11 protein-coding genes are annotated in these 14576 nt (G+C 43.2%); 4 read left to right on the top strand and 7 right to left on the bottom strand.

The genetic code is table 11. From position 1 onward, the window contains the following. Window positions 1-228 precede the first annotated feature (228 nt). Together EV695_RS15600 and EV695_RS15595 are read right to left on the bottom strand one after the other, a co-directional pair. Window positions 229-1809: a BamA/TamA family outer membrane protein gene (locus EV695_RS15600; RefSeq protein ID WP_131906894.1), complete on the bottom strand. Its 1581-nt coding sequence runs from the start codon at window positions 1807-1809 to the stop codon at window positions 229-231. 111 nt (window positions 1810-1920) lie between these two features. Beyond that, complete coding sequence (locus tag EV695_RS15595; RefSeq protein ID WP_165874732.1) at window positions 1921-3621, bottom strand: phosphoethanolamine transferase; 1701 nt, start codon at window positions 3619-3621, stop codon at window positions 1921-1923. Window positions 3622-3827: 206 nt separating this feature from the next. Here EV695_RS15595 and EV695_RS15590 point away from each other — a divergent pair, with 206 nt between their 5' ends. Further along, entirely contained in the window at window positions 3828-4334 is a 507-nt protein-coding gene (locus tag EV695_RS15590; protein ID WP_131906892.1) for a helix-turn-helix transcriptional regulator, read from the top strand. 120 nt (window positions 4335-4454) lie between these two features. Here EV695_RS15590 and EV695_RS15585 read toward each other — a convergent pair whose 3' ends face one another. Continuing rightward, window positions 4455-4997, bottom strand: a complete 543-nt coding sequence (locus tag EV695_RS15585) for a GlcG/HbpS family heme-binding protein (protein WP_207907112.1) — start codon at window positions 4995-4997, stop codon at window positions 4455-4457. Window positions 4998-5267: 270 nt separating this feature from the next. On the opposite strand from EV695_RS15585, the gene pepN reads away from it, so the two are divergent. From pepN to EV695_RS15570, 3 genes are all read left to right on the top strand, one after another. Beyond that, the gene (gene pepN / locus EV695_RS15580; protein ID WP_131906891.1) at window positions 5268-7919 is read left to right on the top strand and encodes an aminopeptidase N; all 2652 of its coding nucleotides are present in this window, start codon (window positions 5268-5270) and stop codon (window positions 7917-7919) included. A 792-nt stretch (window positions 7920-8711) separates the two neighbouring features. Next, window positions 8712-9404, top strand: coding sequence for a hypothetical protein (locus EV695_RS15575; protein ID WP_131906890.1), 693 nt, complete (start codon window positions 8712-8714; stop codon window positions 9402-9404). Window positions 9405-9660: 256 nt separating this feature from the next. Further along, window positions 9661-10593: a phosphoribulokinase gene (locus EV695_RS15570; protein ID WP_131906889.1), complete on the top strand. Its 933-nt coding sequence runs from the start codon at window positions 9661-9663 to the stop codon at window positions 10591-10593. Window positions 10594-10751: 158 nt separating this feature from the next. Here the strand turns inward: EV695_RS15570 and EV695_RS15565 are convergent, their stop codons facing one another. The 4 genes from EV695_RS15565 to EV695_RS15550 all read right to left on the bottom strand — a co-directional run bounded on the left by EV695_RS15565 (window position 10752) and on the right by EV695_RS15550 (window position 14544). Next, window positions 10752-11822, bottom strand: coding sequence for a DUF1996 domain-containing protein (locus EV695_RS15565; protein WP_131906888.1), 1071 nt, complete (start codon window positions 11820-11822; stop codon window positions 10752-10754). Between the two features lie 193 nt (window positions 11823-12015). Beyond that, complete coding sequence (locus EV695_RS15560; RefSeq protein WP_207907111.1) at window positions 12016-12759, bottom strand: M15 family metallopeptidase; 744 nt, start codon at window positions 12757-12759, stop codon at window positions 12016-12018. 4 nt (window positions 12760-12763) lie between these two features. Then, the gene (locus EV695_RS15555) at window positions 12764-14041 is read right to left on the bottom strand and encodes a TRAP transporter large permease (protein ID WP_131906887.1); all 1278 of its coding nucleotides are present in this window, start codon (window positions 14039-14041) and stop codon (window positions 12764-12766) included. Beyond that, window positions 14038-14544 carry a TRAP transporter small permease gene (locus EV695_RS15550; protein ID WP_131906886.1) on the bottom strand — a complete coding sequence of 169 codons (507 nt, stop codon included), beginning with the start codon at window positions 14542-14544 and terminating at the stop codon, window positions 14038-14040. The genes EV695_RS15555 and EV695_RS15550 overlap by 4 nt, the downstream gene beginning before the upstream one ends. Between the last annotated feature and the right edge of the window lie 32 nt (window positions 14545-14576).

Below are 14576 nucleotides of genomic sequence, written 5' to 3'. Positions count from 1 at the left end.
GTCTTGATAAAACAGTAAAAACGGGGGAGAAACTTATACTGTGTCTTTATTACTGTTGCTAGTTATTACTGTAGCTAGGATTCAGGCATTTGTACTAAATAATATTAAACACATCAGCATTTCATTTTTTCTTTATTTATCTATAACGAACGACGAAATAAAAAAAGCCTTAAAGTAGGGGGGTGACCAATTTTTTTACAACTTAACAAAGAGTATATTTTATTAGAATTAGAATGAATTCTCAGTGTTGACGCTCAGTTGCACATCGTCGACATCACTATCGCCATTCAGAGGAAATGCCAAATCAATGTGGATTGCTTTGGTAATACTGCTACGGGTAGGAATCATGCGCAGTCCGACCCCAACATCGGCTAACACATCCAGGTCTTTGCCATCACCCCAGGCGCTGCCAACATCGGCGAAAACTGCCGCCCCAAATTTTGCTAAATGGAGTGGGTACCAGTCAAAGTGATAGCGTTTTTCTGCGGTGAAAACCAGAGACTTATCGCCACTTTCATAACCTTTAGGGTAGGCGCGTAAACCGGTATCTCCACCTAATAAAAGTTGCTCGTCAGGTTGTAGATTCGATTGGTATTTAAACGTACCAGACAAGTAAATATCACTACCGTGCTCGTCAAATAAATACCATTCTGCCTGCAAGTTCAGGCTGTCTCCTTCTAACTCACCAGAACCGATATAGGAGTTGGCTTCCATATTGATAAACGCCAGACTGTTTTCGAATTCATAACCTTTTTCAAAAGACGCATTCAGGTTAAGTTGATTATCGGTAGAACCAAATTCTTCTCGCAGTAAGCCGACTCCGAGGGTGTAGTTGGTTCCCAAGGTAATGTCTTCCACTTCGCCCATACTTTTGAAATTGGTACGAGTGGTATAGCTTTCACTGTCGTGTTCGTATTCAAACCAGGGGTAAGATTCTGTCAGGGAATAGTAATCTTTATAATCTGATTCCGTGTATTTCCAGCCGACCTTGTAACGGGTGACTTCGTTCTTTGCAGAGTCATCTGTATCAGTATCATCAGATTCAAGACCATCAGACCAGCCCCAGTAAGCCGAATGTTCTGATTTTTTTACCGAGACTTTACTGCTCACGTCGCCCTTGTCATAAAGGGAGGTTTCTTCACTCAGGCTTGATGTCGATAGCCCCCACGCTTTGCGGCTATCCAGCTCGAAAAACGGCAGGGATAAATCAACCTCGTGTCCTTTGCCATCGGAGTTGTCTTGTACCGAGGCATATAATTTTTGTCGGGTGCCTAAAAAGAGTGAATTGGTATAGCTTAAAAAGGTTTCATCACGCTCTTCATCGCTTTTATAGCCGACCACAAGGCCTTTACCCGAACCCAAGAGGTTATGTTCCTGTATTTCGAAACCAGTTTTGCTATTGCCGCCAGATTGGCTAAATGAAACGCCGGGTGACAGCGTCCATTTATCCGTGGTATTTACCTGTATGTTGACGCGATTACCGCACAACTCAGAAGGCATAATATCTGCATCTTGAATATAGCGATTACTACGAACGATACGTTCTGATTCTGATAGTTTGCGCGGCTGGAATATTTCGCCTTCTTTAAACAGTAACTGGCGACGAATAACAACCGGTTTAGTGCTCACATGCAGATTATTGGCAACCCTGTGAATCGTCTTTGATTCTTTCGGATTGTTTAAATCAAACACATCTGCCGCATTAATCTCGACCTTGCCTACGATAAGATTAGGCTTGTTTTTAAAGTCATCCGTCCACGCGATACAGCTTTCATCTGCAAATGCTGGAGATACCGCTGAAAATGGCAAAAGTAAACAGCAACATAAAAGCAGTTTGTTGTTTGGCTTGCAGTTACAAGCGTTTTTGACTGTATTTTTTAAGATAATATTTTCTTTTGTTTTTATAGTTATGCCCATGGTCTATTTTTTGACTATTTGAGTGCTTTTGCAAGAAGAAAAAATATCTAATTGCTTATCGTGAACCTTTGTTTCAATAGACAGCATCCCGAGTATGGAGCTGAATAAATTATCATGTGAAAGTGCTGTTGCAGATTTACTCGCGACACAGTCCTTATTGATACTGTGTGTTTTTTCATAGCCCTTAGACAACCAAAGCATAAATGGAACTTTCTTTTGGTAATCTGGCGCGATCATATAGGGTAAACCGTGCAAATACAGATTATTTTCCCCTAAAGATTCGCCATGATCAGAGATATAGACCATCGCCGTATCAAATTGTTCTGAATTCTTCTTTAAAAAGTTAATTGATTTATCCAGAAAAAAATCCGTGTAAAGAATCGCATTGTCATAAGCGTTTACAATTTCTTCCTGAGAACATGAAACCAGTTGATTGGTTTTACACACTGGCGTGAATTTCTCAAATTCTGCTGGATAGCGCTTGCTGTAGGTAGGGCCGTGATTGCCTTTTTTATGCAGAATAATGACACGGTCACCTCGCGGGCTTTCAATCACCGCATTCACTTTAGTGAGTTGTTCATTGGGTGCAGTGTCGGTGTTACTGGCATCCACAATGTGTTGTAAATCATCAATTAATACTTCATCCACGCAGTTGCCCGTTTCGCAAAATTTAGGATTAAGCTTATCCAGCATGTGCTCGTATGCAATGCGGTCACAACTGTGTTGGCAGCCGGTATTATTATCTCTCCATAAAACTTTGTAACCCGCATGCGAGATCACATCGAATAAGTTCTCGTACTCTCTGCCTTTATCAAAGTTAAATTCATCGCGGGTAAATTTAGAAAACATACACGGCACAGATACCGCGGTCGCCGTTCCGCAAGAAGTCACGTCACTAAAATTGATAATATCCTGTTTCGCTAATAGCGGATTGGTGTTGCGTTGATAACCATTTAAAGAGAAATTCATCGCTCTAGCGGTTTCACCCAATACCAGAATAACTAGCGAAGGTTTACGCGGAATGCCATTCACAGCATGAACATCGCTCAGTACCAGTTGCGCATCATCTTCAATCGGCTTTAGTTTGTAATTTCTTTTTCTTAAATCTTTGGCAACAATCGATTTAATTGAGCCAATATAGTTAATCGGATTAATTAGATGACGCGCTTCACGGTTATTTCTACCGAAGAACGAAAGCTCTTTGTAATTGCTGTACAAGGTGCCGCCCAATACGGCAGAACTGATTAGAATGACTAAGCCTTTAGCAGCCAGACCTTTGAAGAAGGGTTGGTAGTTGATTTCGGTTTTATACAATAACCATGCTGGAACCACGCCCAGTAACAGTAGCGTCATCACTAATTTATAACTAAATAGATCGGTCGCCTCATGCACATCAGTCGCAAAAATATTACGAATCATGCTTTTATCAATCATGATCGCATAGTTATCCATAAAGTATGCAGCAGAAGCAGAGCACAACAGAATGATGATTACGATCGGTTTAAAAATGGGTTTAAAGCTGAATAAAGTCAGCAAAATATTAAACACGGTGACTAATATCAAAAAGAAGGAAATTCCAATAACGGGAGATTCTGACAGTGGTTGCAGGCTTAATATTTTTGACCAGAAAGAATAGTTAGTGAATAACGTTAAATATAAGGAAATCAGTAAAGTGACTTTCCACAGTGATAATTTAAATGTCATAGAAAAATGCTCTGGGTTGGAAATCTTGAGATGAGCGAAGTTAGTGAAACTGACGTCTTCAACCTCAAGAGTATTTGCCGAGCTTATTGAAACTATGTGCCGGAGATAATGGGCAAGTGCCCCATAAATCGGCAATTGGGTCGAATGACCCATGCCGTATTTGTTCTATTTTTAAGAGTATTTAGTTGTTAGAATGCGCGCAATCTATGACATCAATACAAAAAATCATACTTACCCTGTTTTTCATTGTCTTCGCTCTCTACAGCGCTTATGAGGTCTTTGAGGAGCTTACTGATTTTTCAGATGGGGAATCATTAGCCCAAGCCTGGGTAGAAATTGGCATTGTGATTATGTCGCTCGCAGGTTTACTCTATTTTGCCTATATCATTGCCGTACAAGCCAAAGAAAAGATCAAGCTGAAAGATAATTTAGCCGATGTGAGAAAGCAGTTAGAAAGCTCAAACATACGTTTGCAGGATGGCAAAAAAGAATACCAGAAAGTCATTCAGTGGCAATTTAGCGAATGGGGATTGTCGCCCAGCGAGCAAGAAGTCGCTTTGCTGATGCTCAAAGGTTTGAGTGTTAAAGAAATCTCTGCATCTCGAAATACGCACGAAAAGACGGTAAGAAAACAAGCCTCAGCGATCTATGAAAAATCAGGATTGGGCGGCCGACATGAATTATCTGCGTGGTTCTTTGAAGACTTATTGTAAATCGAAACGTTAAAACACACCCCCCTACTTACGGGCACTTTTTTTGAATGATAATAAAAAAGTGCCCATAAGTAGGGGGGTGTCAAACATCTAATTATGTAGATGCTTGCTAATAGGTCATCAATCGGCCATTTCCAGATCTTCAGCAATTACTTCGATGCCGGCTTTAGCGCAGGCTTCGTCGATATCTCCACCGGGCGCGCCGCTCACGCCAATCGCCCCGTAGATTTTTCCACCGATATTAATGACCGCACCACCGGCAGACATCAATACGCCATCGAACATGCCCACAGCAGTATTTGCACGATCTGCCATGGCTGAGGTATCAGCACTGAAATTCACTGCGGTATAAGCTTTTGCTTTACTGATCGGGATAGAAACAGGTGGTGCCAAGGTGTCACGCACAACTGCCTGAACAATTCCGTTTTTATCAACCACGGTAGCGGTTGCCTGAAAACCTCTTTTACGACAATCCAGCATGGCGCCTTGTGCGGCAGCGGTTGCAGCTTCAGATGACAAGCGTGCGATTTGCACGGTCATAGGCGCATCTTCTTCATCTGCAAATGCAGGTGTGACAAATGCAGTGACTATTACAGCGCCTATTACAGTGGCAACGCTATTCATCACTAAGGTCTTTTTTGAAATTATTCTTGGTTTTTTCATTTTACCCTCCATGTAGTAGATAAGGTCATTTTCTATCAAATGACGCAAAAATAGAATGCGCGATAACCCTAATCCCCACTGGTGAAAACCCTGTAGGTTTTTTACAATTGGGCTATCATTAGCAACTACTCTTTTAATTACTGTTGTGATTAATAATAGAACATCAAAACTCGAGTAACAAAAAACGCATCAAAACAGAGCAATAAACTAACCTCAAAATAGACTAACGAATAATCCTAACTAATCATCTAAACGAAGCCATAAAATATTATGAAAAACGCTCAAGCACAGACTATTTACCTCAAAGATTATCAACAACCTGCATTCTGGATTGATACTGTCGATCTGGCGTTTGATTTGTTTGATGACCACGCAATTGTTACCTCTAAAGTACAATATCTGCGAAACGCAGAAGCCACGGCAACCGAACTGGAATTGTTTGGCGCCGAGTTAGAGCTGCAATCGATTACCTTAAATGGCTATGAATTGACGGATAAGGATTATGCGCTAGAAGATGAAAGTCTGATTCTGTCAAACCTGGCAGATGAGTTTAGCTTGGAAATCGTCACCAAAATTTATCCGCAAGACAATAAGTCTCTTGAAGGTTTGTATCAGTCTAGCGGAAACTTCTGCACCCAGTGTGAAGCGCAAGGGTTCCGCAAAATCACTTACTTCCTCGATCGTCCTGACGTGATGGGTAAATTCGTCACCACGATTCGTGCCGATAAAACAAAATACCCAGTGATGCTTTCTAACGGCAATCTAATTGATTCAGGAGATCTTGATGAGGGTAAACACTTTGCAGTCTGGGAAGACCCGTTCAAAAAGCCTGCCTATCTTTTCGCATTAGTTGCGGGTGATTTAGAGCACGTAACAGACAGTTACACCACCACATCAGGCAAAGACGTAAAGTTAGAAATTTACACCGAAGCGCACAATATCGACAAATGCGATCACGCCATGCAATCGCTAAAACGCGCGATGAAATGGGATGAAGATCGCTTCGGACTTGAATACGATCTAGATATCTACATGGTCGTTGCCGTTGATGATTTCAATATGGGCGCAATGGAAAACAAAGGCTTGAATGTCTTTAACTCAAAGTTGGTTTTCGCTAGCCCAGAAACCGCAACAGATAATGATTACACCAATATCGAAGCAGTCATCGGCCACGAATACTTCCACAACTGGACAGGTAACCGCGTCACCTGTCGCGATTGGTTCCAGTTAAGCCTTAAAGAAGGGTTAACCGTTTTCCGCGATCAGGAATTCACTGCCGATTTACACTCGCGTGCGGTAAAACGTATCGAAGATGTACGTAGTTTAAGAACGCTGCAATTCGCTGAAGATGCAAGCCCAATGGCGCATCCGATTCGTCCATCATCGTTTATGGAAATCAATAACTTCTACACCCTGACTGTGTATGAAAAGGGCGCTGAAATCGTTCGTCTTTACAACACACTGCTAGGTCAAGACGGTTTCCGTAAAGGCATGGATTTATACTTCGAACGTCACGATGGTCAAGCGGTTACCACCGAAGACTTCCTCGCGGCAATGGCCGATGCCAACGACATGGATTTAAGCCAAATGCAGAACTGGTACGATCAAGCCGGTACGCCAACGGTTGACGTAACCATGGATTACGACGAAGAAGAAAATAGCTGTACCTTGAACCTCACGCAGTCATACACCACCACGCCAGAAGCCAATGCAGAAGATAAAAAGCCATACCTGATTCCCATCAAAATCGGTTTGATTGATGTTTCAAGCATCAAACCGGGCAAAGAGCTATTGAGCGAAACCATCCAGCTAACCAAACAAACGCAAAGCGTGCGATTTAAAGGCATTACTGCAAAACCATTGCCATCATTGCTTAGAGATTTCTCAGCGCCTGTAAAGCTAAACTACGATTACACCACTGAAGAAACCATCTTCCTGATGCAACACGATAGTGACCAATTTAATCGTTGGGAAGCCAGTCAACGTCTCGCAAAAACGCTGATGATGCAAATGCTCGAAGACAAAGCAATGGGCAAACCAATCGGAGTAGAGCCTGAAGTTATCAGTGCCTATCAACAAGTCCTGATGGATGATGATTTAGATAATGCGCTGAAAGCAGAAGCACTAACGCTACCATCAGAAAATGACCTGGCGGAAGCGATGGCATCGACAGAACACAAAGCCGATCCAGAAGCGATTCACGAAGTCCGCGAACTGATCTTGAAAACCATCGCATCGAGCTTACGTATTCCACTAGAAAATACCTATGGGCATTTAATCAACCAACTAAGCGCAGAAGAATATTCACCAGATGCAGTAAGCATCGGCAAGCGACGTCTAAAAAATACCTGTCTGGCTTATATCAGCCAGCTCAACGATCCTGCCGTCGGCGCGTTGATCTATCAGCAATTCTCTCAGTCATTAAAAGAGGGCGGCAACATGACAGACACCTTGGCAGCGCTAAGTTGTTTATCAGACATGCAATGCCCAGAACGCGACCAAGCCTTCGCTGATTTTGAAGCGAAATGGGAACACGACACTTTGGTGATGGATAAATGGTTTGTAATGCAAGCCACATCAAGCCTGCCAGATACCTTAGACAATGTTAAAGTATTGATGGACCATAAATTATTCGACATGAAAAACCCGAATAAAGTCCGTTCACTGGTTGGCGCATTCGCTAATGGCAACCCAGTAAACTTCCACAGCGCGGATGGTTCAGGTTACGAATTCCACGCAGACCGGGTAATAGAACTGGATGCCTTCAACCCACAAGTTGCCTCAAGAATGGCTCGTGCGCTAATGAACTGGAGACAATATGAGCCAGGACGTTCTGAGTTAATGCGTGCGCAGTTAGAGCGTATTAAGGCGATTGATGGGTTATCAGGGGATGTTTTTGAGATTGTTAGTAAAGCACTATAGTACTGTTTAATATATCGTTCGGCGCATGGATAGACTTTGCGCCTTACGATATAAGCCAAACAGGAGCAAAAATCCTGCGTTATTATCTACGTGTTTTTGATTTACTTTTTTTTGCGATATAGAAAAACCGCCCCAAAGTAGGGGGGGTGGCTCTATAAAATGTTTCCCATGCTACAACCAGCACTGCACCATGCTTCCCCCACTTAGTCTTAGTGAGTCTTAAGGAGCAACTTTCATGATAGAAGCTCTCTTCTAATGTCTCAACGCTTATCAATTTCTTGTCTTTTATAATGTTTAACAGTTTCAGTAGTTTACTGAATAGTGCAGTCGCAATATCAAAGATTAGATTTTTTCATACCTTTGTTAGTGAATTTGTTTGTGCTATAAGTGCTACAAGGGAAGCACCGTTGTCGTTCGATGCAACACTAATTCAACATAATAATAAATGCCTACTGACCTATTAGTTTTAACGTGTTGTAGAGGCTTTAATGCAGGCAGGGAAGCTCAGTAATCAATTGTTTTTTATCAACTCACGTTTTGCGACGTGCATTTCTGTGTGTCTGACTTTTGATTTTTTTGTTGTTTGGCGCCTCGTATTCAACACATCAAATCAATTTAAAAATACCCTCTTACCCCATTATGTCTAAAGTTATAAAGAACGCTATTCGCTCTCATACAGTTTTTTTGCATTAACGCGTGTTCATAGTCTAAATATGATGATCAACTTACGCGTTTTACCCATATTCCCTCGTAACTCCATCACCCTAAACAATCTATAAGGTATACAGTATTATGAAATCGCTTAACGTTGAGAGTCACCCTGATAAAACATGGCTAGGTCGAGCAAAAAACAGCTTTGATTTTTTAGGGTTTAGAATTACTCCCACCAGTATTCAAGCATCAAATACTTACGTGTCATGTCGAAATAAAAAGGTTCTCTGGCATTATGAGAAAGGTGCGAATAATAAGCCCAGTGGGCAGTATCTTAGACAGTGGTTGGGGTGGAGTTTGTGTGGGCTGATATCGGTATGTTCGACAGTTTATGCGGCTGAGCCCGCCACCGACTGCGAATCGTCTGTAATAGATGACGTTGATTTGATTTTACGACTTCCGAGTGGAGGGGGGGCTGTTTACGGGCCATATATGTTGGGGGATACTAATTTTAACATCCCGCAAATATGCGAGTCGCTTACTGCTCCAGACCTAGATGATACCACGTGTTTAGAAGGGACTCCGCCTTTTATCATGACTTCAAATATACCGTTTTACGCAAACTTAGTCAGTGGAGATCTTCGCTGCACTTATCAAGTTACGATTACTGATACCGCAACAACTGCTGTTGATATAACTGCAACGTTGCGATCAATAGCCGATCCAACAGCGGTACCAATTTTCACTCCCCTAGGTATAGTAGCAACGATTAGTGGTCTGCTTTGGTTTGGACGTCGTCGTTCGATAAAACTTAAAAGCTTACAAACGCGGTAACCCGCATATCGGAGATCGGATAAGTCTCGCCATCCGATATTTGTGTGTTAATGAACATATTCATATCGGGTGACGGTGCGTTTATCCGACTTACGGATAGGATATCATTAAAAAAACTGCCCCAAAATAGGGGGTGACCTTTAGGTATGCTCAACACACATTGGCTTATGCCTTTTGTGGTATGGGATTCGTTTTATACATCAACTAAACTGACTTGAGTTACAGTCAATCCTAACTCCAAATCACAGGAAGTTGTATGTCTGCAGAACACCCGATTATTGCATTTGTTAGTTCGGCCGGTGCTGGTAGCGCTGCGGTTACGCAAGCGTTTGAGAATATCTTTTTTCGCGAGCGCGTTAAGGCGGTTTATATTCAGGGCAATGCGTTTCATCGTTATGATCGCAAGCAAATGCGAGTTGAAATCGAAAAAGCCAAGGGTGAGGGTAAAGTCTTAAGTCACTACAGTCCTGAAGGTAATCATCTGGATAAACTGGAATCTCTGTTCTTTCAATATGCGGCTGTTGGTACTGGAATGTCGCGTTATTATTTGCATACGCAAAAACTCGCGGATCGTTTTGAACAGGAGTCGGGCACCTTTACTCCGTGGAAGGAGCTACCCCGAAAGAGTGATCTGTTGCTGTATCGTGGGCATCATGGCGCCGCGGTGTGGGGCGATATTAATCTGGCGCAGTATCCTGATTTGTTGGTGGGTGTAGCGCCGAACGTCAATCTCGAATGGATTCGTAAGATGAAGCGCGACAATACTCTGCGCAATTACACTCGCGAAGAAGTTCAGGATACGATTATTGATCGCATGAGGGATTATGCGGAGCACATCACGCCGCAGTTTTCGCGCACTCACATCAATCTACAAATGATTCCGATCGTGGATACGTCCGATCCGTTTTCTGCCAGAGATGAGCCGACGCTTGAAGAGTGTTATTTAGTGATCAATTTTCAGAAAATTGATAATCCTGATTTCCCCCGTTATTTGCAACATATTAAGAATTCGTTTATGTCTGGTAGAAATACCATGGTCGTTCCTGGTAGTCAGATGATGCATGCGCTGGAAATTATTTTGATGCCTATAATTCATGAACTGGTGAAGAAAAGCCGCGAACTACGCAATATTAAAAAACCACCAAAGCAGAAGAAAAGCGGCTTACTGGGGTTGTTGTACGAATTGTAAACCATGGTAACAAAGCAGCTTGTACGGCTAAACTAATCTAAACTAAGCCAAAGCATCTGGCGATTAGGGATTCAGTAGATCTAATAATACATCGAAAAAAAAACGCCCCAAAGTAGGGGGGTGCCTTTTGACTATTTGTTTTCAAAAGCTAGTTGTTCTCAAAAGCTTGGATCGATTAATCCAAACTGACCAATCTGTCGAGTGCCACAGTCGATCTCTGCGTTAAGACAACGCGTGACGATGAGATCCATCCACGCAGGGTCCCATGCATCCATGAAATCGGCATGCAGTAGTTCACCTGGTTGCGCGCCGTTGGCTGCATCGGAAGAGAGTTGATATCCTTCCAGCGAACCACCAATTTCCCATGATGCTGAAATAGTCAGCTCGGGCAATAGCACCGGATGTGTGCTGGGGCACTGACCACCGTTATGGTGTGCGACATGATCTTTGCCGTTTGCTGAGGTCAGTTCGACACCGTTCCAGCATTGAGGAAAGCCAACCGTTGCGCGTAACCACTGTGGAGCCTCATCGGGTAGGTATCGCTGTTCATTATCGCCACCTTGAAAATCAGGACCCGTTGACCAGTTGGTGAAGGCTCCATCAAAGTAGTTCGGGTTTTGTGACGAGATCATCTGCAGACCTGCAGGCATTGAGATGATGGCGCTAGCATCTTGTCCTTGATAGCCCGTTTTGTAATAGTTGAATATGACATCTGGAATAACGGGATTACCTTCTGGGTCGAGCAGGGTAGGCATCCAGTAGGCTGATTTGTTGATGGCGCCACCAGAACAAGACGCTCCAGCAGGTTCGTTGATTAGGGAATCGTAGGTTGAGTTGCGGTTGGTTGCCGCATTGCCCCAGAATATGTGTTCGTGATTCGAGATAGCACCTGGGTTGAGAATAGGGTCGACAGTCTCTATCCGAACAGGATGACACACAAAGCGAGATTCACCAGCAGCGGCGCTACCCTGATATCCGTTGTATTCATCAAGTATTTCGTTGCTAACCGCACCCAGATTTTCGATGACACGTGGCTCGCTAGTAGCTGGCGTTGTTGGTGTATCTGGAATAGTTGTTGCTGGAGTTGTAGGAGTTGTAGTCGAAACAGAAGAGCCACTATCGTCACCTGTCTGCTGCGTTTGCTCTTCGGATTTACTTCCACCACCTCCGCAAGCGATCAAGGCAACAGCAGAAAATACCATGATCAATGTATTCCGCTTTTGGTACATACGTTCTCCTGACTTGATGGTTGTGGCTACTTATTCTTTATATAAATTAAAGCTAGCATTATATGTGAATAGCATAACAACTAACGGATAGGCGAAGTATTAATTTATTGATCCTTTATTTGCGTCAATTATTGCGTCAGTTATTGCGCCGATTATTGCATCAACGTCTTTTAGTGGATTCAGCAAAAATGTTCTATTCACTTATGTATCCTTTCGGACTTGTAGGACCATAAATAGCGCGTTTATTGCCGGTGTAATAAGCCCATAACTGATTCCCAAAATCGTAATGCCACCATTCGCTATCCAGGTTTGTGAACCCTTGATCTATCATTGCCCAATATAGGCATCTTCTATGAGTTTGCGCCATGCATTCCGAGTGTGTCAGTTCTTGCTTGGTTTCTAAGAACGCTGTGTGCGACTCAGGAATGCCTTCGTCGAATAATGAGCCCATGTCTAAAATCTGACCATCTGAATCGCTAAGCGTTACATCAACAGATCCACCGGTGAGATGAAAACTGGGAGACTTCACATCGCTGCTCGGTTTGGCAACAAACTCCTGCGTTTTCTGTAACAGTTCAGCCTCCCCAATGAGAGGGTTGTTCGCACGAATAGATTCTTTAAAGGTATCAAAAAGGTATTGCTGAACGCGAGTTGGTCGCCAGCTATCCAGTACAACGAGTGTGTAGCAAGCGGGTAAAGAGCTTGCTACATTGAGTAAGCGCAGATAGACACTTTGGCGAACGTAACACTGACTAATCGCACCGGGAATGCCTTGTTCGGCATAAACCGGTACTACCTTAATCTGTGAATCGGTTTGACTCAATTCCACGAGTGGCTCGTCGTTCTCTTCGATCAGGATTTGACTGACCTTGTTAAAATCGAGATCCAACTTGACGTTGATGGGTGAAAGATTCATTTGTTGGGAAACTGCGTTCACGTTGTTATTCCATTATGCTCGGAAGCCAAAGTGTTAAACCTGGGAAAATAATTAATAAAAGAAGCACGAATAATGCTGTCAGTACGAAAGGCCAAATCGTTTTAAATAAGGATACGATATCCAGACCTGCAACAGCCGCTGCAACATACACACAGGCTCCCATCGGTGGTGTAATCAATGCGATAGTGATGTTTAGCGTAATGATGACACCGAGGTGAACTAAATCTACGCCAGCCATAGCTGCTACAGGAACAACGATTGGAGTTAGTAGCATTAACGCTGATACTTCTTCCATGAACATACCGGTGACAAAGGTGATGGCACTGATAAGTAGCAGGATTACTATTGGTTGATCAACATAGGGTGTTAATAACGATAAAAACTGGCTTGGAACCTGAGCATACGCAAGCAACCAGCTAACCGTTGCAGATGCCGCCATAATAAGGAAGATGGCTGAAGTAAGTCGTGTGGTATCTACCACTGCTTTCCAGAATGAGGCAAAGTTTAAGTTGCCCAAGACCACACCACACAATGCCACATATAGTACTGTTAGCGCGCCAGATTCAGTGGGTGTTACAAAACCCAGAACAATACCAGCGACGATTATGAAAGGGGCGACAATTGCAGGGAGAGCACCAACTGCTGTCGTTACAAGTTCTGAGAATGTTGGTAATCGACCGCGGCTTTCTAACCCGTTACGCCATGCATACCAAACATTCATTCCCATAAACGCTACGCCTAGTAATAGGCCGGGGATTACACCCGCTAAGAACAAACTGCCTACCGAAGTGTTGGTCAATGATGCATAAAGAATCATGAAAATACTTGGAGGAATGATTGGACCAATCAAGGAGCTTCCAGCGGTTAAGCCTGCCGCAAAAGCGGTTGAGTAACCTTCTTTTCGCATTGTCGGTATTAGGAGAGATCCTAGTGCAGAGGTATCCGCAACAGCAGAGCCATTGACGCCTGCGAAAAAGACACTAGATACTACATTTACATGACCCATTCCTCCGCGAAGGTGGCCTACTAACAAGTTTGCAAAGGCCATCAGTCTATCTGTCAGGCGTGCCACATTCATTAGATTACCCGCCAAAATAAATAGTGGGATAGCCATCAAGGAGAATACGTTAATCCCTGCAAAAAACTGTTGAGGCATCATGCGTGGAATCATGCTTGGGTCTACAAACATAAAGCCCACAATCGCAGCAGCAAGCAGAGAAATGAAAAGTGGTAAGCCCAATAGAACATGCAGCAAAAATACCGCGAGCATTGCAAAAGTCATGGTTGTGCCTCATTTGTTGGTGCTTTTGTTGTGGGTTCGTCTGTCTGCGGTCCTTGAAGCAAGGCATGAAAAGCGAGTAACGCAAAGCCAATAGGCAGTGATAGCATCGGAATTGTTCTTGATACCTCGAGGCCAGGGGTGCTGAATATAGAAACAGACATCGCATATCGGTAGCTAAAAATAGCAGCTCCGGTCGCGATTACGACGGTTATTAACCACTGGTAAAGAATTACAATCTTGCGTAATCGTCCTGATAATAGATTTTCGATGACATTTATGCGCATGTGACCACTTTCAATCCATACGGCACCTGCGGCAATCATTACGCCGCCAATGATGAGAAATCTGGCAAGCTCATCAGTCCAAATGGGAGCGCCGCCAACGACATATCGCATTAGAACGCCAAAAAGTATTATTAATAGATCTAAGAAAAGCAGAAAACTAGCGATATTCATGGACAAAGGCCCACTGATGGCAAGTATGCGAGAGACATAGTTACTCATGACTAATCCTTTTTTGAGAAACAGGGGCTAAA

The organism is Cocleimonas flava (assembly GCF_004339015.1).
GTDB classification, from domain to species: domain Bacteria; phylum Pseudomonadota; class Gammaproteobacteria; order Thiotrichales; family Thiotrichaceae; genus Cocleimonas; species Cocleimonas flava.
Note: the sequence above shows the minus strand (reverse complement) of the source record. Positions and strands in the feature narration are given on the sequence as shown.